Annotated in this window: 25 protein-coding genes; 9 read left to right on the top strand and 16 right to left on the bottom strand. The window is 71.2% G+C overall.

What is annotated here, in order from left to right; genetic code table 11:
- Positions 1 to 41 precede the first annotated feature (41 nt).
- The 7 genes from IFT73_RS07925 to IFT73_RS19400 all read right to left on the bottom strand — a co-directional run bounded on the left by IFT73_RS07925 (position 42) and on the right by IFT73_RS19400 (position 7,701).
- The gene (locus tag IFT73_RS07925; RefSeq protein ID WP_192167161.1) at positions 42 to 1,847 is read right to left on the bottom strand and encodes an Ig-like domain-containing protein; all 1,806 of its coding nucleotides are present in this window, start codon (positions 1,845 to 1,847) and stop codon (positions 42 to 44) included.
- Positions 1,848 to 1,998: 151 nt separating this feature from the next.
- Positions 1,999 to 2,526 carry a TasA family protein gene (locus IFT73_RS07920; protein WP_192167160.1) on the bottom strand — a complete coding sequence of 176 codons (528 nt, stop codon included), beginning with the start codon at positions 2,524 to 2,526 and terminating at the stop codon, positions 1,999 to 2,001.
- Between the two features lie 158 nt (positions 2,527 to 2,684).
- Positions 2,685 to 3,311, bottom strand: a complete 627-nt coding sequence (locus IFT73_RS07915; RefSeq protein WP_197983841.1) for a signal peptidase I — start codon at positions 3,309 to 3,311, stop codon at positions 2,685 to 2,687.
- 73 nt (positions 3,312 to 3,384) lie between these two features.
- Positions 3,385 to 3,912 (bottom strand): TasA family protein, encoded by a 528-nt coding sequence (locus IFT73_RS07910; RefSeq protein WP_192167159.1) that lies wholly within the window; start codon positions 3,910 to 3,912, stop codon positions 3,385 to 3,387.
- A 179-nt stretch (positions 3,913 to 4,091) separates the two neighbouring features.
- Positions 4,092 to 5,300, bottom strand: a complete 1,209-nt coding sequence (locus IFT73_RS07905; RefSeq protein ID WP_192167158.1) for an ATP-binding protein — start codon at positions 5,298 to 5,300, stop codon at positions 4,092 to 4,094.
- A 76-nt stretch (positions 5,301 to 5,376) separates the two neighbouring features.
- Positions 5,377 to 6,063, bottom strand: a complete 687-nt coding sequence (locus tag IFT73_RS19555) for an FAD-dependent oxidoreductase (RefSeq protein WP_192167157.1) — start codon at positions 6,061 to 6,063, stop codon at positions 5,377 to 5,379.
- 27 nt (positions 6,064 to 6,090) lie between these two features.
- Positions 6,091 to 7,701: a phosphatidylserine/phosphatidylglycerophosphate/cardiolipin synthase family protein gene (locus IFT73_RS19400; RefSeq protein WP_371811199.1), complete on the bottom strand. Its 1,611-nt coding sequence runs from the start codon at positions 7,699 to 7,701 to the stop codon at positions 6,091 to 6,093.
- A 194-nt stretch (positions 7,702 to 7,895) separates the two neighbouring features.
- On the opposite strand from IFT73_RS19400, the gene IFT73_RS07890 reads away from it, so the two are divergent.
- The 6 genes from IFT73_RS07890 to IFT73_RS07865 all read left to right on the top strand — a co-directional run bounded on the left by IFT73_RS07890 (position 7,896) and on the right by IFT73_RS07865 (position 12,876).
- A complete protein-coding gene (locus IFT73_RS07890; RefSeq protein WP_056611873.1) occupies positions 7,896 to 8,489 on the top strand; it encodes a hypothetical protein in 594 nt (197 codons plus the stop codon).
- Positions 8,490 to 8,591: 102 nt separating this feature from the next.
- Complete coding sequence (locus IFT73_RS07885; protein ID WP_197983840.1) at positions 8,592 to 9,377, top strand: TetR/AcrR family transcriptional regulator C-terminal domain-containing protein; 786 nt, start codon at positions 8,592 to 8,594, stop codon at positions 9,375 to 9,377.
- A gap of 24 nt (positions 9,378 to 9,401) precedes the next feature.
- Positions 9,402 to 10,841, top strand: coding sequence for an MFS transporter (locus IFT73_RS07880; protein WP_197983838.1), 1,440 nt, complete (start codon positions 9,402 to 9,404; stop codon positions 10,839 to 10,841).
- Positions 10,842 to 10,988: 147 nt separating this feature from the next.
- The gene (locus tag IFT73_RS07875; RefSeq protein WP_192167155.1) at positions 10,989 to 11,141 is read left to right on the top strand and encodes a hypothetical protein; all 153 of its coding nucleotides are present in this window, start codon (positions 10,989 to 10,991) and stop codon (positions 11,139 to 11,141) included.
- A gap of 86 nt (positions 11,142 to 11,227) precedes the next feature.
- Positions 11,228 to 11,845 (top strand): DUF47 domain-containing protein, encoded by a 618-nt coding sequence (locus tag IFT73_RS07870; RefSeq protein WP_056611879.1) that lies wholly within the window; start codon positions 11,228 to 11,230, stop codon positions 11,843 to 11,845.
- A gap of 2 nt (positions 11,846 to 11,847) precedes the next feature.
- On the top strand, positions 11,848 to 12,876 hold the full coding sequence (locus tag IFT73_RS07865; RefSeq protein WP_056611882.1) for an inorganic phosphate transporter: 1,029 nt from the start codon (positions 11,848 to 11,850) through the stop codon (positions 12,874 to 12,876).
- 251 nt (positions 12,877 to 13,127) lie between these two features.
- Here the strand turns inward: IFT73_RS07865 and pstB are convergent, their stop codons facing one another.
- The 5 genes from pstB to IFT73_RS07840 form a co-directional block, all read right to left on the bottom strand.
- On the bottom strand, positions 13,128 to 13,907 hold the full coding sequence (gene pstB, locus IFT73_RS07860; protein WP_056611885.1) for a phosphate ABC transporter ATP-binding protein PstB: 780 nt from the start codon (positions 13,905 to 13,907) through the stop codon (positions 13,128 to 13,130).
- A gap of 22 nt (positions 13,908 to 13,929) precedes the next feature.
- Positions 13,930 to 15,012: a phosphate ABC transporter permease PstA gene (gene pstA / locus IFT73_RS07855; protein WP_192167154.1), complete on the bottom strand. Its 1,083-nt coding sequence runs from the start codon at positions 15,010 to 15,012 to the stop codon at positions 13,930 to 13,932.
- Positions 15,012 to 15,959: a phosphate ABC transporter permease subunit PstC gene (pstC, locus tag IFT73_RS07850; RefSeq protein ID WP_192167153.1), complete on the bottom strand. Its 948-nt coding sequence runs from the start codon at positions 15,957 to 15,959 to the stop codon at positions 15,012 to 15,014. The genes pstA and pstC overlap by 1 nt, the downstream gene beginning before the upstream one ends.
- Before the next feature lie 110 nt (positions 15,960 to 16,069).
- Complete coding sequence (gene pstS / locus IFT73_RS07845) at positions 16,070 to 17,176, bottom strand: phosphate ABC transporter substrate-binding protein PstS (RefSeq protein WP_244633147.1); 1,107 nt, start codon at positions 17,174 to 17,176, stop codon at positions 16,070 to 16,072.
- Between the two features lie 137 nt (positions 17,177 to 17,313).
- Entirely contained in the window at positions 17,314 to 18,207 is an 894-nt protein-coding gene (locus tag IFT73_RS07840) for an NUDIX hydrolase (protein WP_192167152.1), read from the bottom strand.
- A gap of 51 nt (positions 18,208 to 18,258) precedes the next feature.
- On the opposite strand from IFT73_RS07840, the gene IFT73_RS07835 reads away from it, so the two are divergent.
- Positions 18,259 to 19,347 (top strand): hypothetical protein, encoded by a 1,089-nt coding sequence (locus IFT73_RS07835; RefSeq protein ID WP_192167151.1) that lies wholly within the window; start codon positions 18,259 to 18,261, stop codon positions 19,345 to 19,347.
- A gap of 14 nt (positions 19,348 to 19,361) precedes the next feature.
- Here IFT73_RS07835 and IFT73_RS07830 read toward each other — a convergent pair whose 3' ends face one another.
- Positions 19,362 to 21,488: an RNA degradosome polyphosphate kinase gene (locus IFT73_RS07830; protein WP_192167427.1), complete on the bottom strand. Its 2,127-nt coding sequence runs from the start codon at positions 21,486 to 21,488 to the stop codon at positions 19,362 to 19,364.
- Between the two features lie 92 nt (positions 21,489 to 21,580).
- Between IFT73_RS07830 and IFT73_RS07825 the strand changes: the two genes are divergently transcribed.
- Complete coding sequence (locus tag IFT73_RS07825) at positions 21,581 to 22,624, top strand: alpha/beta hydrolase (RefSeq protein WP_192167150.1); 1,044 nt, start codon at positions 21,581 to 21,583, stop codon at positions 22,622 to 22,624.
- Positions 22,625 to 22,687: 63 nt separating this feature from the next.
- Here IFT73_RS07825 and mshD read toward each other — a convergent pair whose 3' ends face one another.
- From mshD to IFT73_RS07810, 3 genes are read right to left on the bottom strand one after another with little or no spacing between them, the layout of a single operon-like run.
- Positions 22,688 to 23,536: a mycothiol synthase gene (gene mshD, locus IFT73_RS07820; protein WP_192167149.1), complete on the bottom strand. Its 849-nt coding sequence runs from the start codon at positions 23,534 to 23,536 to the stop codon at positions 22,688 to 22,690.
- Positions 23,533 to 24,957, bottom strand: coding sequence for a carboxyl transferase domain-containing protein (locus IFT73_RS07815; RefSeq protein ID WP_192167148.1), 1,425 nt, complete (start codon positions 24,955 to 24,957; stop codon positions 23,533 to 23,535). The genes mshD and IFT73_RS07815 overlap by 4 nt, the downstream gene beginning before the upstream one ends.
- Positions 24,958 to 25,000: 43 nt before the next feature.
- Positions 25,001 to 25,714 (bottom strand): response regulator transcription factor, encoded by a 714-nt coding sequence (locus IFT73_RS07810; RefSeq protein ID WP_192167147.1) that lies wholly within the window; start codon positions 25,712 to 25,714, stop codon positions 25,001 to 25,003.
- Positions 25,715 to 25,882: 168 nt separating this feature from the next.
- On the opposite strand from IFT73_RS07810, the gene IFT73_RS07805 reads away from it, so the two are divergent.
- The gene (locus IFT73_RS07805) at positions 25,883 to 26,185 is read left to right on the top strand and encodes a MoaD/ThiS family protein (RefSeq protein WP_213014507.1); all 303 of its coding nucleotides are present in this window, start codon (positions 25,883 to 25,885) and stop codon (positions 26,183 to 26,185) included.
- Positions 26,186 to 26,206: the final 21 nt, after the last annotated feature.

Below are 26,206 nucleotides of genomic sequence, written 5' to 3'. Positions count from 1 at the left end.
GGTCGAGTCGTCGACTGCGCCGTCGGGCGTCGTGGTCGTCATCAGAAGTCCAGGTCCAGGGGGCCGGACTCGGTGACGGCCGTCGTGCTCATCGCGTTGCCGGCCAGGTCGAGGACCGACCCGGACGGACGCCACACCAGGTTGGCCGGCGTCGTGGCCTGCAGGCCGCTGGCGTTGAGCACCCGGATGGTCACGACGGTGCGGGCGACGCCGTCGACCGTGACCGTGGCCGCCGAGATCGAGACGTCGCTGACCGCGTCGGCGAAGATCGAGGCGAAGTTGGCGTTGAGGTCGACGGTGCCGAGCCGGACACCGGCCGGCGAGCTGACGTCCAGCACGTCCGTGCTGAAGAAGCCGCCCCGGACCCGCTGCGTCCCGGACGTCGCGGTGCCCGACCAGCCGCTGTAGATCGAGCTGAGGTCCATCTGCTCGCTGAAGGTGAAGACCACCGTGTCGCCGGCGTCGATGCGCCCGGCCGTGCCGCCGTTGGTCGTCTGGATGTCGACGCCCTTGCCGGGCGTGTTGTCGACGACGCGGTTCGTGACGACGGCGGACGCCGTGGAGCGACCCTCGGAGTCGGTCACGACGGCGCGCAGGTCGTAGGCGCCGTCGGCGACCTGCGTGGTGGTGAACGAGCAGGAGTAGGGCGACGTGGTGTCGGTGCAGATGTCGGTCCAGCTGTCGGCGCCGGCGACGGATCGCTGGATCCTGACCGAGGCGATCGTCCCGGTCGACGTGGCGGACGCGTTCAGGGTGACGCTGCCCTTCAGGTACGCGCCGGGCGCCGTCAGCGTCACCGACGAGACGGTGTTCTGCACGACGCGGTTGGCGACGACGGCCGACGTCGTGCTGTTGCCGGCGCGGTCGGTGGCGGTGGCCCGGAAGGAGTAGGTGCCGTTGGCCAGCGTCGTGGTGTCGACCGAGCACGAGTACGGCGCGCTCGAGACGGTGCAGAGGTCGGACCAGCCCGAGCCGGTCGAGGCCTGGACGACGACCTTCGCGACACCGGAGTGCGCGTCGGACGCCGTCGCGGCGAACGTCTTGGTGCCCTTGAGGGGCGAGCCCGGGTCGGTCATCGTGACGGTCGGCCCGAGGTTGTCGACGACGACGCCCGCGACGGTGGCCGAGGCGTACGTCGTGCCACCGGCCACCGCGACCGATCGCAGGTCGTAGGTGCCGTTGGCCAGCGACGTCGTGCTGGTCGAGCAGGTGTAGGGGGCGGACGCCGCGGTGCACAGGGTCGTCCAGGTGGTCGTGCCGGCCGGCGCGTACTCGACGCGCACCGAGGGCGTGAGCGAGCCGGCGTCGCTGACGGTCGTCGTGGTCGAGACGTTCCCGCGCAGGATGTCGCCCGGGCGGGCCAGGACGACGGTCAGGCTGTTGGCGACCGTGGTGCGGACCGACGCGGACGTGGCGGAGTTGCCCGCCTTGTCGACGGCCACCGCGCGCAGGTCGTGGCCGCCGTCGGCGAGCGCCGTCGTGCTCCAGCTGCAGGTGTACGGCGCGGTCGACGTGGTGCAGATCGTCGTCCAGGTCGAGGTGCCGGCGGCGGCGCGCTGGACGGTGACGGTCGCGACGCCGGAGTCGGCGTCCGACGCGGAGGCGGTGACCGAGACGGTGCCCTTGACGGCCGTGCCCGCTGCGGGTGCGGTGACGGCGACGGTCGGGGGCGTCCAGTCGGCGGCGGCGCTGACGGTGCCGGTGGAGCCGGTGCTGGCGACGAACGAGGCGGACGACGAGCCCGTCATGGCGACGGCGGCGACGACGACGAGCAGCGCGACGACCAGCAGCGGCAGCCGGTGCGTGCGGGCTGCCACCTCACGGTGTCGGGGTGTCGTCGACTTCATGGCTCAAGCCTAGGAAGAGCCGATCCACGCGATCTCCACACGATCTCCCGATCTCCTCCACAACTGCGGACGGACGCAGAAGTGCCGCCGACCCGGGGGAGGTCGACGGCACGGTCCGCGCCGGCCTGGGAGAGGCCGGCAGGTAGGGGGGCTACTGGTTGGTCGTGGTGGCGTCGGCCTGGACCGAGTCCCACTGGTACGCGGCCGAGGCGGTCTTGCCCTGGTCGGTGTTGGGGGTGGCCTGGTCGAGCTTGACGCTGAACGTGTAGTCGTTCGAGACGCCGGGGGCGACGAGACCGAGGTCGTTCTTGGTGCCGTCGACGAGGCCGCCGAAGGTGCCGGTGTAGACGACCTTGTTGGTCGTCGTGTTGGTGATCGTCATCGTCAGGTTGGTGGCCGTGAAGGCGTTGGCCGACGAGGTCTCGGTGAGCGAGAAGGTGGCCGGCAGCGAGCCGGTGTTCTTGATCGTGAGGCTGCCGTTGACGACGTCGCCGGGCTTGATGTTGGTCAGGTTGAAGATCGCGGCGTTGGCCTTGGAGTTGCTCTGCGTCAGCGTGCCGGAGGTGACCGAGCTGATCGTGTTGGCGCTGGTGGAGGTGAACGTGGCACCCGATCCGACCGCGATGGCGCCGGCGGCGACGAGGGTGGCGAGGGGGAGGAGGATCTTCTTGGTCTTCATGGCGGTGGTCCTTCGGCTGGTGGACCAGAAGGTCCGGGTGAGGGGCGCTGCGTTGGCTGGTGACAACAACCTAGGGAGCTGAGATCCACGCGATCTCCACACGATCTCCCGCTCTCCTCCACGTCTTGGAGGCGTCGTGCGCGACGTCGTCGGGTGGGTCAGGCGTGGACGAGCATGCGGGCCGGCTCGACGCTCGCGGAGGCGGCGGCGACGGCCGGCTCGCGCTTCTCGCGCCGGTCGCGGCGGGCCCCGCCGATGCCGCGTCCGAGCTCGACCAGGCTCGCGAGGGCGATCAGCCCGGCGGGGACGCCGATCGCGATCATGCGCGTCTCGCGGTCGGCCAGCGCGACGAAGATCCAGCCGGCGAGCGGGACGGTCGTGCGGACGACGGGCTGCGTGTCGCCCGTCAGGGCGAACGTCCACGGGTCGGGGTCGGGGTTGGCGTCACCCTGGGTCTGCAGCTGGCGCTGACCGGTCGGCAGGACGGTGTCGGAGATGACGCGGTGCGTGACGAGGTGGTTCGTGCCGCTGTCGGCGGGCGGCAGGTACGTGATGACGTCGCCGACCTTGACGTCCTCCACGGGCACGCGCTCCTCGAAGGCGATCGAGCCCTTCTCGAAGGTGCCCGACATCGATCCGCCGGTGATGACGTAGCGCTCGTAGCCGAACAGGCTGGGAGCCAGGTACCCGATCCCGGCCACCGTGGCCAGGACCATCACGATGTTGACCAGCCAGGAGCCGACGCGCGAGGCGGTGCCGCGGCGGGGTTCACGGTGCGTGCTCATGGGGCGTCCTCTCAGGACCTGTCGTCGGATGGTCTGGCGGGTGCCGGGGCGCCGTGCGGCGCCCCGGCACGGCTCACTGGTTGGTCGTGGTGGCGTCGGCCTGGACCGAGTCCCACTGGAACGCGGCCGAGGCGGTCTTGCCCTGGTCGGCGTTGGGCGTCGTCGCGGCCAGCTTGGCGCTGAACGTGTAGTCGTTCGAGACGCCGGGGGCGACGAGGCCGAGGTCGTTCTTGGTGCCGTCGACCAGGTCGCCGAACGTGCCCGACCAGACCTTGGTGCCGGTCGTGGCGTTCGTGATGTCGAGCGTCAGGTTCGTGGCCGTGAAGCCGTTGACCGACGAGGTCTCGGTGAGCGAGAAGGTGGCCGGCAGCGAGCCGGTGTTCTTGATCGTGAGGCTGCCGTTGACGACGTCGCCGGGCTTGATGTTGGTCAGGTTGAAGATCGCGGCGTTGGCCTTGGAGTTGCTCTGCGTCAGCGTGCCGGAGGTGACCGAGCTGATCGTGTTGGCGCTGGTGGAGGTGAACGTGGCACCCGATCCGACCGCGATGGCGCCGGCGGCGACGAGGGTGGCGAGGGGGAGGAGGATCTTCTTGGTCTTCATGGCGGTGGTCCTTCGGCTGGTGGACCCTCGCTGAGTGCGGTCGGGGCCCGGGTGGGGGGTGCTGCGTTGGCTGGTGACACCAACCTAGGGAGCCGAGATCCACGCGATCTCCACACGAACTCCCCACGCACTCCACACTTCGGCACCACCCGCCGAAGGGGCGTCGCGCCGCCCGCGACCTACGCCGGCAGGTCGATCCAGACCCGCGTGCCGCCGGAGGCCGTGCCGTCCATCCCGATCGTGCCGCCGTGCGCCTCGACGATGCGCCGCGCCGTCGCGAGGCCGATGCCGTGACCGGGCAGGTCGTGGGTCACGCGGGTGTGCAGCTCGAACATCGCCTCGCGCCGGTCGGGCGCCACGCCGATGCCGTCGTCGTCGACCGTGACGCGCCAGGTGCGCCCTCGCCGCTCGGCGCCGACCGTCACGCGGGGGTGCTGCCCGGGCCGGACGAACTTGATCGCGTTGGTGACCAGGTTCAGCAGCACCGAGTAGAGGAGGTCGGCGTCCCCCGGGACGCGGGGCAGCTCGCCGACCTCGATCGCGGCCTCGCTGTGGCCGACGAGCGGCGCGACGTCGGTCAGCACCAGGTCGAGCACGCGGCGCAGGTCGACCTCGGCGCTGCGCAGTCGTCCGCCCTGCTGCGCGAATGACAGCATCTGCTGGATCATGGCGTCCATCCGGTGGCCGGCCTGCTCGACCGCCCCGACCATCTGGGCGACCTCGACGTCGCCCTCGACGGCGGGCTCGGTCGCCAGCAGCTCGGCGTTCACCAGGATCGCGGTCAGGGGGGTGCGCAGGTCGTGGCTGACCTGACCGGCGAACTGCGTCAGGTGCTCGTTGGAGCGCCGCAGCTCGTCCTGCGCCCGCGTCAGCTCCTGGAGCGAGTCCTCGAGCGCCTGGCTGCGGTAGCGCAGCTCGAGCAGGTCCATGACCTGCGACGCCATGACGCCCAGGGCCTGCTGCTGCACCGCCGTCAGCTCGCGGGAGACGTCGTCGAACACGCAGAGCCGCCCGATCGGGACGCCGTCGGGTGTCGAGATGGGCGCGGACGCGTAGAAGCGCACCGATCCGATGTCGCCCGTGACGAAGGGGTTGTCCTTGAAGCGGTCGTCGGCGCTGGCGTCGGCGACGACGATCGGGTGGGGCTCGCCCATGACGATCGCGCACATCGAGTCGTCGCGCGCACAGATCGACCGCTCGAAGCCGGCCGTCACGATCTGGTGCTGCTGGGTGCTGGTGATCATGTTGATGGCCGCGTGCGGCACGTCGCAGATCTCGGCGATCAGGTCGACGAGCGACTGCAGGTCACGCCCCGGGGCGCGGTCGAGCACGTGGTAACGCTCGATCTCCCGGTCGGCGAGAGTCGGTCCGACCATGATCTGTGCCATGCATTCCCCCGTGCATTGGGACCAAAGTCCCAGTCTCTCACGTGATCGCGATCCCACCCACCGACGGGCCCCTGTCTCAGTAGCCGCCGAAGCTGTCGATGCGGATGTCGTCGTGGTCGACGCCCATCGTGTCGAGCAGCGCCTCGGTCGACTCGATCATCCCCTCGGCGCCGGCGACGTAGTAGAGGTGCGCCGTGACCGAGATGATCTCGCGCAGCATCCGCTCGCGGTCCTTGCGCTTCAGGCCCTTCGTGACGATGTAGTCGACGCGTGCGTCGGGCAGCTCGGCCTGCCACGCGTCGAGCTCGTCCTTGAACAGGAAGTCGTCGGTGCCGTTGAGGTAGACCAGCTCGAGCGATCCGGACCGCCGCGCGTCCACCATCTCCTTCATCATGCTGCGGAACGGCGCGACGCCGACGCCGCCGGCGATCAGCACGCTGTCGCGGTGCTCGGCGAGCTGGAACTCGTAGTCGTTGCCGTAGGCCGTGATGCGCATGCGGTCGCCGGGGGTTGCGCCGGCCAGGGCGCGCTTGACCTCGCTCTGGCCCTCCTTGAACGTGATCATCAGGTCGGGCTCGGTGGGCGACGACGACAGGGAGTACGTCCGTCCGCCGCGCAGCTCGTCGGCGAAGGCCAGGTCGATCCAGTCGCCGGCCTCGTAGTCGAAGCCGCGGGGCCGCTCGAACACGATGCTGAGGTGCTGGGGGGTCTCGGCGCGGACGTGCAGGACGCGCAGCTCGATGTCGACCTTCTGGTGTGCCACCCGGTCAGTCTCTCGTGCGGCGCACGGTCAGAAGTCGTCGGTGCCGCGCAGACGTCGCGGGCGGCCGTCGGGGTCGTGCAGCAGCAGGTACGGGACGGTCGCCGCGGCGCGCCTCCACCGACTCAGGTGCGGGGGTCGGAGACGTCGCAGCCGCCCGGGCGGGCGCGGGCCGACGCTCCCGCCGTCGTACCAGTCGTCCAGGCGCTGGGCGCTGGCGACGAACGCCTCGAACATGCCGGCCGCGTCGACGCAGTCGTCCATGGGGTCGGTCGCGGGATCGCGGTCGAGGTGCTCGGCCGCCAGGGTGAGCCGGAGCCGTCGCGCGTAGGTCGGACCGGCGTCCCCGTCCCCGTCGGCGTCGGCGAGGTCGACCACGACGGCCGAGAGCTCCGAGTCGTGCGTCCACGACCGACGGTTGAAGTTGTCCGAGCCGATCGTCGACCAGACGTCGTCGATGACGCACGTCTTGGCGTGGACGTAGACCGGCGTGCCGGCGTGGTTCTCGATGCCGAACACCGCGACGCGGTCGGGCGCCGCGCGCTGCATCGCGAGCATCGCGCGACGGCGACCGAGCAGCTGGGCCGTGCGCGACGCCCCCTCGAGGTCGGGGTGGAGCGGGACGACCGCGACGACGTGCAGGTCGCGGTGGCGTCGCAGCGCCTCGGTGAACACGTCGCCCACGTGGGTGCCCCACAGGTACTGGTCCTCGACGTAGACGAGGTGCCGCGCCTTGAGCAGCGCCTTGGAGTAGCCGCGGGCGACGCTGCGCTCGCCACCGTTCGCGAACTCGTAGTCGCGGTCGGCCCTCAGGTCGGGGTACGTCCGCAGCAGCTGGACGGCGTGCGTCGCGCCCGGCACCTCCGGGGGAGGGGGCGCCTGCTCGGGCAGGGGATCGGGGCTGCGGTCGAGACGGTGCACGAGGTCGGACACGAGGTTGATCGGGCTGCGGCTGAGCGGCGTCGGGTCCTCCCACCGCTCGCGGAACACCGTCTCGACGTCGTGCACGGCCGGGCCCGTGATCGCGGCCTGCAGGTCGTGCCACGGCGGGGTCGGGCCGTACTCGTCGGCCATGTCGAGCGCCTGGGGGTCACCGTGGTGGTCGGCGTCGTCGCGCCGTGAGTGGCACAGGTCGATGCCGCCGACGTACGCGATGTCGCGTGCCGGGTCGTCGCGGTGCCGGATGACGACCATCTTCTGGTGGTGCGACCCGCCGAGCCGCACCCGCATGTCGAGCAGCACCTCGGCGCCGCGGGCCTGCAGCTGCTCCCCGAGGTGCCGGTTCTCGCGGGCCGTGAACCCGAAGCCCTCCCAGTGCGAGCGCCACACCAGACCGCGGACGTCGACGCCGCGCTCGTCGGCCCGGCCGAGCACCTCGACGACCTCGCTGCCGGGCTCGCCCGTCAGGCGCTCGTCGGCGTCGCCCTGCCAGTCGGTGAAGAACACGAGGTCGCCCGCGCGCGTCGCCTCGATCCGCTCGAACAGCTCGGCGAAGTACGTCGCGCCGTGCACGAGCGGGCGGACGTCGTTGCCCCGCGACCAGGCTCGGCCGGGGTGCGCGTCGTCCAGGCGGGTGTGGGGGTTCCCGCGCTCGTCGGGCGTCAGCAGCCAGCTCGTGGGGTCCGTGGAGTCCGACGTCACCCCGTCACTGTGCCCCTCGCCCCGCGAAGACCCGCAGCCGGGGTGATCCGCGACACGACCGGGTCGCGATGCATGGCGGACCCGTCCCGGGGTACCCGCACGCCACGCACGACGCGGACTTACGGTGTAAGCCTGTCTCGTGCGCGACATCCCAGCCGGCGACCGTCCTGGTCGTCCGTACCCCAGGAGCTCCCATGACCACCCACGAACCCAACCCCGAGACCCGTAGGGACGTCGTCGACCGCGAGAGCGAGCGCTTCGGCGGCATCAAGATCTTCTGCGCCTTCTTCGGCTGGCTCACGGCCACCGGCATGACGGTGCTGCTCACGGCGCTCGTCGCCGCTGCGGGCGCCGGCGTCGGCCTGGCCTCGGACGCCTCCGACATCGCCGACGCGGCCAGCGACCGCGGCGTCTCGGCCGAGGAGATCGGCTGGGCCGGCGTCGTCCTCGTCCTCGTGATCGTCTTCGTCTCCTACTACAGCGGCGGGTACGTCGCCGGTCGGATGGCCCGTTTCGACGGCATCCGTCAGGGCGTCGCCGTGTTCGGGTGGACGGTCTTCATCGCGATCGTCATCGCAGTGCTCGGCGCCGTCGCCGGCTCGAAGTACGACGTGCTCGACGAGCTCAACAGCTTCCCGCGCATCCCGAACGACCTGTCCGACCTGAGCCTGCAGGCCGTCGTCGTCCTGGTCGGCGTCATCGCCGCCGCACTGGTCGGCGCGATGGTCGGCGGACTGGCCGGCATGCACTTCCACCGCAAGGTCGACCGCACCGGTCTCGGCCGCTGACCGGACGCGGCGTGGACGTCCGACCTGGACGTCCACGCCGCGATCGTCCCGGGCGTGCCCGGGACACCGGTGGGAGGATGGACCGACGACGAGGAGAGCCCCGTGCCACCTGCCGATGAGATCCGTCCGGGCGACGACGACACGTCCCCGAGCGCGATCGACGCCGAGGGCCAGGTCGACGCCGACGCCGCGATCGTCCTCGGCGACGCCCCACCGTCGACGCGCGTGCAGCTCGACCGCCGTCGCATCGTCGACACGGCCCTCGAGCACATCGAGGAGTCGGGCCTCTCGACGCTCACGATGCGCCGGCTGGGTGCGCGGCTCGGCGTCGAGGCGATGTCGCTGTACCACCACGTCCCCGGCAAGGAGGAGCTGCTCGACGCGATCGTCGACGTCCTGATCGGCGACATGCGTGCCGATCCGGACGTCCTGGCCGCCCCCGAGACCAGCTGGCAGGACTTCCTCCAGCGCCTCGCGCACGGCGTGCGCCGCGTCGCGCTGGCCCACCCCCGGTCGTTCCCGCTCGTGGCATCCCGGCCCCCGGAGGCGCCGTGGCTCCGACCGCCGCTGCGCAGCCTGGACTGGGTCGAGACGTTCCTCTCGGGGCTGACCGACAACGGGTTCAGCGACGAGGCGGCCGCCGCGAGCTATCGCAGCTTCACGAGCTTCCTGCTGGGCCACCTGCTGCTCGAGGTGTCGACGCTCGGCGCCGACATCGGCCCCCTCGACGTGCTCGACGACGGCGACGGCGACGACGGCGAGCTCAGCCAGTTCCCGACCGTCCTGCGTCTGCGGGCGCGACTCCGCGAGGACCACGCCGCCGCCGAGTTCGAGGAGGCGCTCGAGGAGCTGCTCGAGCGCATCACGCTCGTCCGCGCGCAGCAGTAGCCGTGCGGGCCTACCGTTGACCGGGTGACGGAGACCGACGCGACCGAGCTGACCCCCGAGGAGCGCTCGCGGCGCTGGCACGCGCTGGCGGTCTGCCTGCTCGCCGGGGCGATGACGCTGCTGGACGTCAGCATCGTCAACGTCGCGCTGCCGTCGATCCGCGAGGGCCTCGACGCGGGCAACGGCACGATCCAGTGGGTCGTCGCCGGCTACGCGCTGGCCTTCGGCATCGTGCTGGTGCCGGCCGGGCGCCTCGGTGACGCACGCAGCCGCAAGACGGTGTTCATGGCCGGCGTCGCGCTGTTCACGATCGCCAGCGCGGTCTGCGGAGCCGCCCAGGAACCGCTCTGGATCGGTGCGGCGCGCGTCGCGCAGGGCATCGGCGGCGGGCTCATCACCCCGCAGGTCTCGGGCTTCATCCAGAACCTGTTCAAGGGGCCCGAGCGCGGGCGGGCGTTCGGCCTGTTCGGCGCGACGATCGGGGTGTCGACCGCGATCGGGCCCGTCCTCGGAGGCCTGCTGATCCAGCTCGGCGGCGACGAGTCGGGCTGGCGTCTCGTGTTCTACGTCAACGTCCCGATCGGCATCCTGCTGCTCGTGCTGGCGCACCGCTACCTGCCCACCGCGGCCCGGGGGCCCCAGCAGTCGCTCGACCCCGTCGGGGTCGTGCTGTTCGGCACCGCGATGCTGTTCGTCCTCCTGCCCCTCGTGACGGGCAGCCAGGGCGACTCCCTGTCGCGACGCCCGTGGTGGCTCCTCGGGGTCGCGGCGCTCCTGCTCCTGGTCTTCGTGGCGTGGGAGCGACGCTGGACGTCGCGGGGACGCGAGACCCTGCTCGACCTGTCGCTCGTCAAGGTCCGGTCGTTCGTCCTCGGGCTGGGTCTCGGCACGTTCTACTTCGCGGGGTTCACGTCGATCTTCATCGTCCTGACGCTCTACCTCCAGCAGGGCCTGGGCTACTCGGCCCTCGAGGCAGGTCTGTCCCAGCTGCCGTTCGCGGTCGGTTCGGCGACGTCGTCGCTGCTGGGAGGACGGCTCGTCGAGCGGTTCGGACGGCTCCTCGTCGTCGCCGGGCTGGTGATGATCGCCGCCGCGCTCGTCGTCGTCGACCTGCTCGTGCCGCACCTCGACGGCGACGTCGGCCTCAAGCTCGCCCCCGTGCTGCTGCTCGCAGGACTGGGTGGCGGCCTGGTCATCGCCCCCAACATCACGCTGTCGCTCGACGAGGTCGACCCGACCCGTGCGGGAGCCGGCGGCGGACTGCTGCAGACCGCGCAGCGCGTGGGCTCGGCGATCGGCGTCGCGATCGTCCTGGCGCTGTTCTTCGAGCGGGTGCGCTCGAGCGACGGCGACTTCGCCGACGCGCTGTCGTACAGCCTGCACGTCACGATCGCGTTCGTGCTGGTCGCGCTCGCGATGGGTGTGGCCGACCTGGTGCGACGGGCCCGCGACGCCCGCGTGTGACGTTCGTCCGACACCCGACCGGCACATAGTGCTGCGGAGACGTGGAGGGCTCGGATAGCCTCGGCGGAGGGGACAACCACCCGTCGGCCGCTCCCGCCGCGACGGGGGAACCGCCGTTGCCGAGACCGAAACCCTGGAGTGCGCACCATGCCCGAGCCCTTGGACAGTCGCCTGCGCGACGACCAGGCGCTCGACGAGATCGAGCTGACGAGCCGCCTGATCATCGCGGCGTCCGCCACGGACTGTCGCCTCTCGCAGCGCGAGGTCGACGAGATCCTGGGCATTGCCACAGCCGGTTGAACAACCGTCGACACCCGCGATTGACGAGCGTGAACGGCGTGCCTCTAGCATGGGCGTGCCCTACTCAGCACCGACAGGAGCTCGTCGTGCGTTTTCGCATCCGACCAGTTGAGACATCGTTCTACGACTTGTTCACCGAGATGGCGAACCACCTCGTCGACGGAGCGAATCTGCTGGCGCAGATGTTGGACCCCAGCACCGACAAGGCCGCCATCGGCGAGCAGATGCGCGAGGCCGAGCACCAGGCCGACGAGACGACCCACAAGATCGTCAAGCGCGCCAACTCGACGTTCATCACGCCGTTCGACCGCGAGGACATCTACCGTCTCGCGAGCAGCCTCGACGACGTCATGGACTTCATGGAGGAGACCGTCGACCTCGTCGGTCTCTACGAGCTCGGCGACCTGCCGGCCGACTTCGCCCCCCAGGTCGAGGTGCTGCAGCGCGCCACGCAGCTGACCGCCGAGGCCATGCCGCGTCTGCGCACCATGAAGGACCTCGACGAGTACTGGATCGAGATCAACCGCCTCGAGAACCAGGGCGACCGCTCCTACCGCCGCATCGTGGCCCACCTCTTCGGTGGCACGTACAAGTCGCTCGAGGTCCTCAAGCGCAAGGACGTCGTCGACTCCCTCGAGCACGCGATCGACGCCCTCGAGTCCGTCGCCAACACGGTGGAGCAGATCGCCGTCAAGGAGTCCTGAGAGTGGACCTCGTCCTCGCTCTGGTGATCGCCACCGTCGCGATCGCCCTGTTCTTCGACTACACCAACGGCTTCCACGACGCCGCCAACGCGATCGCGACCTCGGTCTCGACGCGCGCCCTGACGCCGCGCATCGCCCTGACGATGGCCGGCATCCTCAACTTCGTCGGAGCGCTGCTGGGGGTCGGGGTCGCCAAGACGATCAAGGACATCCTCAGCGGTTTCGACAACATCACGGCACAGAGCCAGTCGCACGCCCTCACGGTCGTGCTGGCCGCGCTGGTCGGGGCGATCGTCTGGAACCTCATCACGTGGTACTTCGGCATCCCGTCGTCGTCCTCGCACGCCCTGATCGGCGGCCTCATCGGCGTCGGCCTGGCGGCCGGTGTCTCGGTCGACTGGGACAAGGTCGTCGACAAGGTCGCGATCCCGATGGTGCTCAGCCCGGCCCTCGGCTTCGGTGGCGCCTTCATCATCATGACGTCGATCATGTGGGTCTTCCGGCGCGCCAACCCGCACACCGTCAACCGTGGGTTCCGGCTCTCGCAGACGGTCTCGGCCGCCGCCCTGTCGCTCGGCCACGGCCTGCAGGACGCGCAGAAGACCATGGGCGTCATCGTCCTCGCGCTGATCGCCGGCGGCTATCACACGTCCGCGAACGACGACATCCCGCTGTGGGTCATCCTGTCGGCCGCGGGCGCGATCTCGCTGGGCACGATGTCGGGCGGCATGCGCATCATGCGCACGATGGGGCGTCGCATCATCGCGCTCGACCCGCCGCGCGGCTTCGCCGCCGAGTCGACCGCCGCGATCGTCCTGTACGGCATGGCGATCGGCGCGCACGCCCCCGTCTCCACGACGCACACCATGACGTCCGCCGTGATGGGTGCCGGCGCCACCAAGCGCTTCAGCGCCGTCCGCTGGGGCGTCGCCCGCGGCATCATCACGGCGTGGATCATCACGATCCCCGCCTCGGCCGGCGTCGCCGCCCTGACCTACTACGTCCTGCGGATGTTCATCCCCGGCAACTAGCGCCGTCCCGCAGGAAGGCCGCTTGCGGGAGGTCCCCCAGCTCCGCTCCCTGGCGAACGCTCCGTCCCCCAGGGAGGCCGCTTGCGGCCGACCGTGAGCGCAGCGAGGGGGACTGACGCACGACGAAGGGCTCGGGTGACTAGTGGTCACCCGAGCCCTCTCACTCACCGCGCCTCGCAGCGGGGCGGCTTCGCCGCGGACCGCTCACGCTGCGCTGGCGTGGGTTCACGCTCGTCGCTGCGCTCCTCGGCTCACCCAAACCGGCCCTGGATGTAGGCCTCGGTGGCCGGGTCCTGGGGGTTGGAGAAGATCGACTGCGTGCGGCCGACCTCGATCAGGCGCCCCGGCTTGCCGACACCCGACAGGTTGAAGAAGGCGGTCTCGTCCGAGACGCGAGCCGCCTGCTGCATGTTGTGGGTGACGATCACGATCGTGTACTGCGTCTTGAGCTCGTGGATGAGGTCCTCGATGACGCTGGTCGAGATCGGGTCGAGGGCCGAGCACGGCTCGTCCATCAGCAGCACCTCGGGCTCGACGGAGATCGCGCGGGCGATGCACAGGCGCTGCTGCTGACCGCCCGACAGGCCCGAGCCGGGACGGTCGAGGCGGTCCTTGACCTCGGCCCACAGGCCGGCGCTGCGCAGCGACCGCTCGACGATGTCGTCGGACTCGGACTTCTTCATGCGCTTGCTGTTGAGCTTCTGGCCCGCCAGGACGTTGTCGTAGATCGACATCGTCGGGAACGGGTTGGGCCGCTGGAAGACCATGCCGATCATGCGGCGGACGTTGACGGGGTCCATGTCGGAGCCGTACAGGTCCTGGCCGTCGATCAGCACCTTGCCCTCGACGCGCGCGCCGCGGATGACCTCGTGCATGCGGTTGAGCGACCGCAGGAAGGTCGACTTGCCGCAGCCCGAGGGGCCGATGAAGGCCGTGACGGACTTCGCCGCGATGGGGATCGTCACGTCCTCGACGGCGAGGAAGTCGCCGTAGTAGATGTTCAGGTCGGAGACGTCGATGCTCTTGGCCATGGTGCTGTCCTTCCTGGACGGTTTAGCGCTCGCCCTTGGGCGAGAAGAAGTAGGAGACGAGTCGGGCGATCAGGTTGAGGAGCATGACGATCAGGAGCAGCGTGAAGGCGGCACCCCAGGCGCGGTCGATGCTGAACTCCGGCGGGATGCCGGGGTTGCGCTGGGAGGCGTAGGCGAACACGGGCAGCGACGCCATGCGTCCGTCGAACAGGTTGAAGTTCACCGAGTCGGTCGCGCCCGCGATGATCAGCAGGGGAGCCGTCTCGCCGATGACGCGCGCGATCGCGAGCGTCACGCCCGTGACGATGCCGGCCAGGGCCGTCGGCAGGACGACCTTGGCGACGGTGCGCCACTTGGGCACGCCGAGCGCGTACGAGGCCTCGCGCAGCTCGTTGGGCACCAGCTTCAGCATCTCCTCGGTGGAGCGGACGACGACGGGGATCATCAGCACCGAGAGTGCCACGGATCCGCCGATTCCCATACGGACGCCCTCGCCGAAGAACAGGACGAACAGGGCGTAGGCGAACAGTCCGGCGACGATCGAGGGGATGCCGGTCATGACGTCGACGAGGAAGCGGATCCAGCGCGACAGGCGGTTGGCCTCGGAGTACTCGACCAGGTAGATCGCGGTGAACAGGCCGATCGGCACCGAGATGACGGTCGCGGCACCGGTGATCAGCAGCGTGCCGACCAGCGCGTGGTAGATGCCGCCACCCTCGCCGACGACGTTGCGCATCGAGAACGTGAAGAACTCGATGCCGAGCACCTTGGAGCCCTTGCTGACGACCGTGATCAGGATGCTGAACAGCGGGAACATCGCCAGGACGAACGACGACGTGACGAGGACGGTGACCAGGCGGTCCGTCGCCTTGCGACGGCCCTCCACGGCGGCCGACCACGCCGGGAGCACCAGGCTGATCGCGAAGACGACCAGCGCGGCGAGCAGCAGGTTGACGTCGGCCAGGACGAAGAGCAGGGCGGCCACGACGACGCCGGCGCCGACGACCATCAGCGGGGCCCGCCTCGGCAGCTGATCGCCGTGCAGCTCCTTGTGGACGTCCACGGGCCCCGGGTTGCCGGGGTTGCTGGTGGTCAGGGTCGTCATCAGTTGGCTCCGGAGAAGTCTTTGCGACGGTCCACGATGGCCCGCGCAGCGAAGTTGACGAGGAAGGTGATCACGAACAGCACGAGGCCGCTGGCGATCAGGACGTTGACGGTCTTCCCGCTCGCCTCGCCGAAGCTCAGGGCGATGTTGGCGGCGATGGTGCTGGGGTTGGTGCTGCTGATCAGGTTGGCGGTGACCGTGCCGGCGCTGACCGACAGCACCATCGCGACGGCGAGGGTCTCGCCGAGGGCGCGGCCGAGGCCCAGCATGGCGGCCGAGACGATGCCCGAGCGCGCGTACGGGAAGATCGCCATGCGGGCCATCTCCCAGCGCGTCGCTCCGAGGGCGAGTGCGGCCTCCTCGTGCAGACGCGGCGTCTGCAGGAAGATCTCGCGGCAGATCGCGGTCATGATCGGCAGGATCATGACGGCCAGCACGACCGACGCGGTCATGATCGTGCGGCCCGTGGCCGAGGCGGGGCCGGCGAAGAAGGGGATGAAGCCGAGGTTGCCCTCGAGCCACTGGTAGATCGGCGCCATGTTGGGCGCGAGGAAGCCGATGCCCCAGAGGCCGTACACGACGCTCGGGACGGCGGCAAGCAGGTCGATCAGGTAGCCGAGCACCTGGCCGAGCTTGCGCGGTGAGTAGTGCGAGATGAACAGCGCGACCCCGATGGCCACCGGCACCGAGATGATCAGCGCGATGGTCGCCGCGAGCAGGGTGCCGTACACCAGGGGCCAGACGTACGGCAGGAAGCTCTGGCCGCTCTTGACCTCGTCGGGGCTGGCCGTGATGCCGGGGATGCCCTCGATCGTGAGGAAGGCGGCCACGCCGGCCAGGACGAGCAGGATGAGGATTCCCGCGCTCGTCGACAGGCCGGAGAAGATGCGGTCACCGGGACGGACGACGGTCGAGCGCTTGCGACGGGGATCCAGCGTGCTGGTCACAGGCGGTGCCTTTCAGCGAAGTGGTGCGGACGTAGAAGGAGGTGGCTCCGGGGAGCCACCTGGAGCCCGGTGGTCCGGTCGGGGATCCGACCAGACCACCGGGCGGGGGATCAGGCTGCCTTGATCGTCTCGACCGCGGCCTTCACCTTGGCGGCGAAGTCGCCCGAGAGCGGGGCGGAGCCAGCGGTCTCGGCCGCGGCGTCCTGGCCCTCGGCGCTGGTCACGTAGGTCAGCCAGGACTTGACGAGCTCGGCCGTGGCGGCGTCCTCGTAGGTCTGGCAGGCGATCTGGTACGAGGCCAGGACGATCGGGTAGACGCCCGACTCGGTCGTCGTGCGGTCGATGTCGACGGCGATGTCGGTCGCGTCGCGGCCCTCGACGGGAGCGGCCGTGTCGAGCACCTTGGCCGCGGCCTCGGGCGTCGGGGCGACGAACTCGTCGCCGACCTTGACGTTGGCCTTGCCGAGCTCGCCGGCCTGGCTCTCGTCGGCGTAGCCGACCGTGCCGTCGCCACCGGAGACGGCCGAGATGACGCCGGAGGTGCCTTCGGCAGCCTCGCCACCCTTCAGGGGCCAGGTCTCGACGACTCCGCCGCTCCAGCCACCCTCGGACGCCGCGTCGAGGTACTCGGTGAAGTTCTTCGTGGTGCCCGAGTCGTCGGAGCGGTGGACGGCCGTGATGTCGGTGTCCGGCAGGTCGGCGTCGGGGTTGTCGGCCTTGATGGCCGCGTCGTCCCACTTGGTGATCTTGCCCTCGAAGATCTGGCCGATGACGTTCGGCGAGAGGTTCAGGTCGTCGACGCCGTCCAGGTTGTAGACGACGGCGATGGGGCTCACGTACGTCGGGACCTCGACGATGTCGCTGCCGCACTTCTCCTTGGCGCTGGTGAGCTCCTCGTCCTCGAGGTAGGCGTCGGATCCGGCGAACTGGACGCCGCCGGCGATGAACTGCTCGCGGCCGCCGCCCGAGCCCACCGGGTCGTAGTTGACCGTGGCGTCGGGGTTCGCGGTCTGGAACTGCTTCTTCCAGGCGGCGACGGCCGCTTCCTGGGCGCTCGAACCGGCGCCGTTCAGGGTGCCGGAGACGCTGCTGCCGCCGTCGGAGCTGCTGCCGCCGTCAGAGGAGGAGTCTTCGTTGCCGGCGCCGCAGGCGCTCAGACCGAGGGCGAGGGCGAGCATGGCCGCGGGAGCGGCGACGCGCAGGTTTTTGCGGTTCAAGGGAGTCCCTCTCTGGGATCAGATGATGCGTACTCCGTGACCGTAGGGAGCGCAGGTGTATCGATCTGCGCGCCAGAGTGAACGGAAGGTGAACGGTGCCGAAACGGTCGTGTCGTGCCCGGCGCGGCGCGTGGTCCTCAGGGAAGCTGTTCGACGGCGTGCACCGCGCCGCCGCGGTGGTGCACGACGATCCCCGCGCCGGGAGCGAGGTCCTGCTGATCGACGCCGATGGCGTCGAGCACCCACGGCAGGGTCGGGCGGTGCGTGCACAGCACGATCGGCTTCTTGCGGTCCAGCAGCGTCCCGATCGAGCGCTGCACGAGCGTCGCGCTGGTCTGCTCCGACAGCCGGTCGTCGATCTCGAGGAACGTGCTGATCGAGCTCGCGTACGGCTCGACGGTCTGCGCGCACCGTACGGCGGGGCTGCTGACCACGCGCTGCACGCCGTAGGCGCCGAGCACGGGCACCAGTGCCGCGGCGCGCTCCGTGCCGGCACGGGCCAGGGGCCGGGCGAGGTCGTCGTCGTGACGCGGACCCCTCGGCTCGGCCTTGCCGTGGCGCACCACGACGAGGGTGCGGGTGCGGTGCGCCTGGTGCGCGCACAGCTCGCGGAACTGCTCGAGCAGACCCAGGTCGTGCTCGTACGTCAGCAGGGTGGCGGCCTCGTCGAGCCCCACCCAGCGGATCTCGTCGACCTCCTTGTTGGGCACGAACGGGGTGCTCTCGTCGGCTCCGACCACGCGGGCGATCCAGTACGACACGACCTTGGTGCCGCCGCTGACGGCGTACGTGACGGGCCGCAGGGGGTGGCCGAGGCGCACGCGCACCCCCGCCTCCTCGCCGATCTCGCGCACCGCGGTCTGCTGCAGCGTCTCGCCGGGATCGGTCTTGCCCTTCGGGAACGTCCAGTCGTCGTAGGACGGGCGGTGGACCACCAGCACCTCGACGCGGGGATCGGGCCGGCGCGGTGCGGGTCGCTTGCGCCACACGACTCCACCCGCGGCCGTCGTCGTCCGTTCGCTCGCCCTCATGGCGCGTATTCTCCCCTGAGGAAGTGAACGACGATCCGGGAGGTGGGCCACGTGCGACTTCGCCGGTCGTTGACGGTCGTCGTCGCCCCGCTGCTGGTCGTCGCACTCGCGGTCGGCGCCGGTTCGTGGGCCTCGGGACGCGCCCCCGACGCGCGGTCGTCCCTCGCCCAGGCGCTCGACGCGCTGCCCCGCGACACGATCGTGGCGGGCTTCACCGACTGGGCCTCCGTCCGCTCCCGACTCGGCGTCGGCTCGGCGTCGTCCGCCGCTGGCCGGGCGTCGATCGAGGACGCCGGCTCGCTGCGCGACCTGACCACCCGATCGGTCCTCGGCGGGATCGTCGAGGACATGCACGACGCCTACGGGTGGTCGGCCGCCGACCTCGACTGGGAGGCGTACGGCCGGGCGACGGCGGGGGCCGCGATGGTCGCCCGCGTCTCCGGGCGGGTCTCGCTGGACGACGTCGAGGACCGCCTGGCCGAGCTGGGGTACACCCGTCGCGACGGCGTGTGGTCGATCGGCGCCGAGAACGGCGCGTCCCTGACGCCCGAGCTGGCCAGCACCCTGGCCCACGTCGCGGTCGACCGCGACCGGAGGCTCGTCGTCGCCACCGACCGGGCCGGGTACGCGTCCGATGTGCTGGCCACGATCCACGGCGACGCGCCCTCGGCACTGTCCGACCGGCCGCTGGCCGACGTGGCCGAGGCCCTCGCGGGCTCGGACTCCGCGGTCGTGCAGGGGCGCGCCTTCGGCTGCCGGGCGACGTCGCTGACCGATGCCGACCCGACCCTGCGGGCCCAGGCCGATGCGGCGGTGGCGCGGGCGGGCTCGCTGACGTCGCCGGCCTTCACGGGGCGGGGGCTCGTCGACGGACGACGCGGGCAGACGATCCGCTTCGTGTCGGCGTTCGGGTCGCCGTCCGAGGCCGCGCGGCAGCTCGCGGTGCGCTCGGCGCTGACGACCGGACCGTTCATCGGTCGCACCGGACGCGTCGAGGACACGCTCGACCTGCTCGACGCGACCGCCGACGGCACCGTCACGACGCTGCGCTTCGCGGTCGACCCCGAGAAGGCCGCCTACATGAGCGGCGAGGGTCCGCTGCTGTTCGCCGGCTGCCCCCTCGACGCCGCGACCGGGTAGCCGCGGCGCGACGGTCAGGCCTGGCGCGACCTGCGCGAGCGGGCCCGGTCGATCAGCACCGACTGCAGGTTCGACGACCCGACGTGGCGCGTCCAGCTGCCGTCGCCCTCCAGGTGCCACGACGTCGTGTCGGGGTCGACGGACCGGGCGAGCAGATCGCCCAGCGCCTGCGTGTGCTCGGTCGTCGGCACCCGCACCAGCACCTCGACGCGCCGGTCGAGGTTGCGGTGCATGAGGTCGGCCGAGCCCATCCACGCCTCGGGCTCGCCGCCGCCGGCGAACCAGTAGATGCGGCTGTGCTCGAGGAACCGCCCGAGGATGCTGCGCACGCGGATGGTGTCGCTGAGGCCGGGGACCCCGGGGCGCAGCGTGCAGATGCCGCGGATCACGAGGTCGACCTCGACGCCGGCCCGCGACGCCTCGTAGAGCTTGTCGATGACGGCCTCGTCGACCAGCGAGTTGACCTTGAACCGGATGCACGCGGGACGTCCGGCCCGGTGGTGCGCGATCTCGGCGTCGATGCGGTCGACGATGCCGTCGCGCAGCCCGGCCGGTGCGACCAGCAGCTGCTGGTACGAGAAGTCCTGGGCGAAGCCCGACAGGTTGTTGAACAGATCGGTGAGGTCGTGCGTGATGGCGGGGTCGGCGGTCAGCAGGCCGAAGTCCTCGTAGAGCCGCGCCGTCTTGGGGTTGTAGTTGCCGGTGCCGATGTGCGCGTAGCGGCGCAGCCCGTCGGGCTCGTCGCGCACGACCAGGGCGAGCTTGCAGTGCGTCTTGAGGCCGACCAGGCCGTACACGACGTGGCAGCCGGCGCGCTCGAGCTTGCGGGCCCAGCGGATGTTGGCCTGCTCGTCGAAGCGGGCCTTGATCTCGACCAGCACCAGCACCTGCTTGCCGGCGCGCGCGGCGTCGACGAGCGAGTCGATGATCGGCGAGTCGCCCGACGTCCGGTACAGCGTCTGCTTGATCGCCAGGACGTTCGGATCGGCCGCGGCCTGCTCGATGAAGCGCTGCACGCTCGTCGCGAACGAGTCGTACGGGTGGTGCACCAGGACGTCGCGCTTGCGCAGGGCGCTGAACAGGTCGGCGGGCTTGGACGTCTCGACCTCGGCCAGGTGCTGGTGCGTGCCCGGGATGAACGGGTCGTAGCGCAGCTCCGGACGGTCGAGGTCGGCGATCTCGTTGAGGCTGCGCAGGTCGAGGGGGCCCTTCAGGCGGACGACCTCGTCGGGGCGCACGCCGAGCTCGGAGACCAGCAGGTCGAGGACGCTCTCGTCGATCGACTCCTCGACCTCCAGACGCACGGGCGGGCCGAACTTGCGGCGCAGCAGCTCCTTCTCGAGCGCCTTGAGCAGGTTCTCGGCGTCGTCCTCCTCGACCTCGAGGTCCTCGTTGCGGGTCACCCGGAACGCGTGGTGGGCGATGAGCTCCATGCCGGGGAACAGCAGGTCGAGGTGGGCGGCGATGACCTCCTCGAGCGGCACGAGACGTCCGGGGTCGGCCTCCATCCAGCGGTTGATGATGGGCGGCACCTTGACGCGCGCGAAGTGGTCCTTGCCCGTCGCGGGGTTGCGCATGACGAGCGCCAGGTTGAGTGACAGGCCCGAGATGTACGGGAACGGGTGCGCGGGGTCGACCGCGAGGGGCGTCAGGATCGGGAACACGCGGTCGCGGTAGACGGCGCTGATCCGCTCCTGCTCGGACGGGCGCAGCGAGTCCCAGTGCAGCAGCTCGATGCCCTCCTCGGCCAGGGCCGGGACGATCTCGGAGTGGTAGGTCTCGGCATGCCGCGACATGAGGTCCTGGCTGGCCTCGAGGCTGAGCGTCAGCACGTTGCGGGGGTTGAGACCGCTGGCCGACGGCACCGCGACGCCGGCCGCGATGCGCCGCTTGAGACCCGCGATGCGCACCATGAAGAACTCGTCGAGGTTGCTGGCGAAGATCGCGAGGAAGCGCACCCGCTCGAGCAGGGGGAGCGTGTCGTCCTGGGCCAGCTCGAGCACGCGGGAGTTGAATGCGATCCACGACAGCTCGCGGTCGAGGAAGCGGTCGGCGGGCAGTGCGCTCTGCGCGGGGTCGAACGGGGGGTCGACGTCGAACTCGTCGGGGGAGGCCGGATCCTCGAGAGCGGCGACCGCCATGTCGTGTGTGTCCACATGTCCACCATGGCAGACAAAGGTGAACACGGATTGAACGAGCGTCCCCGGGCCGCCGTGCCGCTACCGTGTCCTGCATGGCTCTCGTACCCCAGGTGATCGGTGCCGTGCGCGGCGCCGCGGCGCGCTCGATCATGCAGCTGCCGAGGCCCGTCCTGACCCGGCTGGCGGGTGCTCCCGTCGTCGTGGCCGGTCGGACGCTCGACCCCGAGATGCAGCTGCTGCTCAAGCTGCAGCACCTCGAGGGCCCGGCCGCCGAGTCGGTCTCGATCAGTCGTGGCCGCCGCATCATCGTCTCGTCGTCGCGCCTGGCCGGCGGCAACCCGCCGATTGGTGCCGTGACCGACCGGACGATCGACGGCCCCGGCGGCCCGCTGCGGCTGCGCTTCTACACGCCGCGGGGCCTCTCGCGACGCTCGCCGGCGCTGCTGTTCTTCCACGGCGGAGGCTGGATCTACGGCGACCTCGAGAGTCACGACGCGACGTGCCGGTTCCTCGCCGAGGAGGCCCAGGTGCGGGTCGTCGCGGTCGACTACCGGCTCGCGCCCGAGGCTCCGTTCCCCGCGGCGGTCGACGACGCGATGGCGGCCTGGGCCTGGATCGCCGAGCACGCCCAGGGCCTCGGCATCGACCCGACGCGCATCGCGGTGGGCGGCGACAGCGCGGGCGGCAACCTGGCGGCGGTCGTCGCGCAGCAGGCCGTGGCCGCCGGCGGACCGACGCCGGCGTTCCAGCTGCTGATCTACCCCGCGACCGACTTCGCCGAGCGGGCACCGAGCCGCGACACGTACGCCGAGGGCTTCTTCCTGACCAGGGCCTTCATGGACCTCGCCGAGGAGAACTACCTGGTCGGCGGCGAGGACCGGTCCGACCCGCGCCTCTCGCCGCTGCACGGTGACGTCACGGGCGTCGCCCCCGCCTACGTCGTGACGGCGGGCTTCGACCCGTTGATCGACGAGGGCGACGCCTACGCCGAGAAGCTGCGCGCCGCGGGCGTCCCGGTCGAGCACGTGACCGAGGACGGGCTGATCCACGGCTTCATCAACATGGTCTCGATGGGGCGCACGGCACCCAGGGCCGCCCGCCGCGCCGCCGCCGCCCTGCAGCGCGGCCTCTCCTGACCCGGGCCGCTCCTCGCGGGGCGGCAACCACCTCCTCGCGGGGCGGCAACCCCCTCCTCGGCGTCAGGGGTGGGTGTGGGTGTGCGGGTCGGGGGCTGCCGGCGGCCGGACGTAGAGGGTGTCGCGGGCGTGGTCGGCGAAGCCGAGGTTGCGGTAGACCGTGAGCGCCGCCGCGTTGTCGCCCTCGACGTAGAGGTCGACGACCTCGAGCCCCCGCTCGTGCAGGTGGCGCAGCCCGCGGGCGGTCAGGGCCGTGCCGAGGCCACCTCCCTGCGCGTCCGGGTCGATGCCCACGACGTAGACCTCGCCGATCGAGTCCTCGACCTTGGTCCAGTGGAACCCGACGACGCGACCGTCGCGCTCGGCGACGAAGAAGCCCTCGGCGTCGAACCAGTCGGACGCCATGCGGCGCTCCATGTCGGCGCGGTCCATCGCGCCCTGCTCGGGGTGGTGGGCGAACGCGCGGGCGTTGACGGCGACGATCGCGTCGACGTCGTCGGCCTCGAACGTGCGCAGCGTGACGCCGTCGGGCACGCGCTCGGGCGTCGGGGCGCCGTCGAACGTCAGGCGCAGCGCCAACAGGGTGCGGCCGGCGACGAGCCCCGCGGACGACGCGAGAGCCCGGGCGGCCGGCAGGTCGCCGTGCGCCCAGAAGGCGTCCTCGCCGTCGGCGAGCAGCTCGTCGAGGATGCGGCGGCCGATGCCCTGGCGGCGCCGGTCGGGGTCGACGACGATCTCGACCGGTGCGTCACCGGCGGCGTAGGCCCCGGCGACGGTGCGGCCGTCGGCGTCGGCCTGCTGCACCAGCACGCGGGCCCGCACGCGGTCGCGCAGCGCGAACAGGCTCGCCTCGTTGAGCGGCGCGACGCCGTCGGCGGTGGCTGCGCGGTCGGCGAGGTCGACGAGGCTCATCGCGACCCCAGCTGCTCGAGCTGTGCCCCGACCTCGGCGGCGACGGCGAGGGCGAGGCCCTCGACGGTGTCGCCGGACGGCTCGGGGACGACGTGGTGCACCGTGCCGATGGCCTGCAGGTCGAGGGCGCCGACGCGCTGTGACTGTGACATCTGCTCAGCATGGTCGAGGTCGCCGAACACGATCGCACTGGCCCCCTCGGGCGGCAGCGGTGCGAGCCACGCGTTCTCGGCGGCGATCACGACGTCGGCGGGCAGCAGTGCGAGCGCCCCGCCGCCGCAGCCCTGCCCCAGCAGCACCGAGACGGTCGGCACCCTCATGGTCGACATCCACCCGATGCACCGGGCGATCTCGCCGGCGACGGCACCCTCCTCGGCCTCGGGCGACAGCTCGGCGCCCGGCGTGTCGATGAACGACACGAGCGGCAGGCGCAGCTCGTTGGCCAGCCGCATGCCGCGGCGCGCCTCGCGCAGTGCGGCCGGTCCCATCGGGGTCGAGCGGGTCTGGGTCGTGCGGTCCTGGCCGATCACGACGCACGGCTGGCCATCGAGCCTCGCGAGGGCCACGATCATGGCGCTGTGGCGCTCGCCCTTCTCGGTGCCCTGCAGCCGCACCGTCGCGTCGCTGCCGTAGCGGAGCACCTCGCGGACCCCGGCGCGGTGCGGACCGCGCGTGATCCGGATCGACTCCCAGGCCGACCGCTCACGGTGCACCTCGGACGTCCGGCGCTGGCGCGTGCGTGCCGTGGGCGGGTCGACCAGCAGCCCGAGCGCACGGTCGACCATCGACGGCAGCTCGTCGGGCAGCACGACGGCGTCGATGATGCCGCGGTCGGCGAGGTTCTCGGCCGTCTGGACGCCGGACGGGAAGGGGCGCCCCTCGAGCAGCTCGTAGACCTTGGGCCCGAGGAAGCCGATCAGGGCGCCGGGCTCGGCGATCGTGATGTGCGCCAGCGATCCCCACGAGGCGAACACGCCTCCGGTCGTGGGGTGGCGCAGGTAGATCAGGTAGGGCAGCCCGGCCGCCCGGTGGTCCATGATCGCCCGCGCGATGTCGACCATCCGCACGAAGGCGGGCGTGCCCTCCTGCATGCGCGTGCCACCGGACGCCGTGGTCGCGAGCACCGGGAGCCCCTCGGCCGTGGCGCGACGGACGGCGGCGACGATGCGGGAGGCGGCGGCCTGCCCGATCGACCCGGCGAGGAAGGCGAACTCGTTGACGACGACCGCGACGGGGCGTCCGCGCATCAGCCCCCGGCCGGTCAGCACCGACTCGTCGGTGCCGGCCCGCTCGGCCGCGGCATCGAGCTCGCGGCGGTAGGCGGGGTCGAGCCCCGAGCGGTCGATCGGCTCGTCCCACGACTCGAACGATCCCGCGTCGAGGACCAGGTCGAGCAGGGCGTGCGCGGTCAGGCGAGCCATGGGCGCGGGAGGTGGGTCGTCGGCGGGCCGGCGGCGGACGCCGTCAGACCTCGACGTCCGCGGTCTGACGTGACGGTTCGGTCTTGGTCGCGACGAAGCGGTAGCCGACGTTGCGCACCGTGCCGATCAGCGTCTCGTTGTCGGTGCCGAGCTTGGCCCGCAGGCGGCGCACGTGGACGTCGACCGTGCGGGTGCCGCCGAAGTAGTCGTATCCCCAGACCTCCTGCAGCAGCTGCTGGCGCGTGAACACCCGGCCCGGGTGCTGCGCCAGGAACTTGAGCAGCTCGAACTCCTTGAACGTCAGGTCGAGCGTGCGGTTCTCGAGCTTGGCGGTGTAGGTCGCGTCGTCGACGACCAGGCCGCTGGAGGAGATGACGTGGCTGTCGTCGCCGCCGTCGAGGGTCGCGGCGGCGCGGCCGATGCCGAGGCGCAGGCGGGCCTCGAGCTCGGCGGGGCCGGCGGTCGTGAGGATGACGTCGTCCATGCCCCAGTCGGACGCGGCGACCGCGAGGCCGCCCTCGGTCAGGATCAGGATGAGCGCGCACTCGACGCCCGTCGTGCGGATGACGCGCGTCAGGCTGCGCACCTGCGCGAGGTCGTGGCGTCCGTCGACGAGCACCGCGTCGCACGGAGGGGCGTCCAGCAGGGCGCTGGCCTCGGCGGGGAGGATCTTGACGTGGTGCGGCAGCAGGGCGAGCGCGGGCAGCACCTCGACCGAGGACTGGGTGCTCTTGGTGAGCAGGAGCAGGTGGGACATCGTCGCTACCTCCGGTGCTGCGATTCGTGCGGGGCACAGTGTGCAGTGCGTACCCATGTCATATGGGAAGAGGCCATGGTGAGTCACCGTGGCCTCGTTGCATGCACCAGAATACGACATGTGACGGATCCATGGCCACGAGGTGACGCGAATGAGAACGACGTCACAGTGCTGCCCGGCGCGGCACCCGACGACGGGGTGACGGCGCGGGGCGACGACGTCACGGTCCACTACTGGGCGGCGGCGCGCGCGGCCGCCGGCATCGCCGAGGAGCGGGTGACGGCCTCGACGCTCGCCGAGCTGCTGGCCGAGATCCACCGCCGTCACGGTCACCGCGACCGGTTCGACGACGTCATCGACTTCTGCTCGATCCTCGTCGGCGAGACGCCCGTCGGCGCCAAGGAGCCGTCGCAGGTGCGGCTCCATCCCGGCACGAACGTCGAGTTCCTGCCACCGTTCGCGGGCGGCTGAGCCGAGGACTGGCATCATGCG

This window comes from Aeromicrobium sp. CFBP 8757 (assembly GCF_014841755.1).
Lineage (GTDB): Bacteria > Actinomycetota > Actinomycetes > Propionibacteriales > Nocardioidaceae > Aeromicrobium.
The sequence above is the reverse complement of the archived record's forward strand: the minus strand, read 5'-3'. Positions and strand labels throughout refer to the sequence as shown.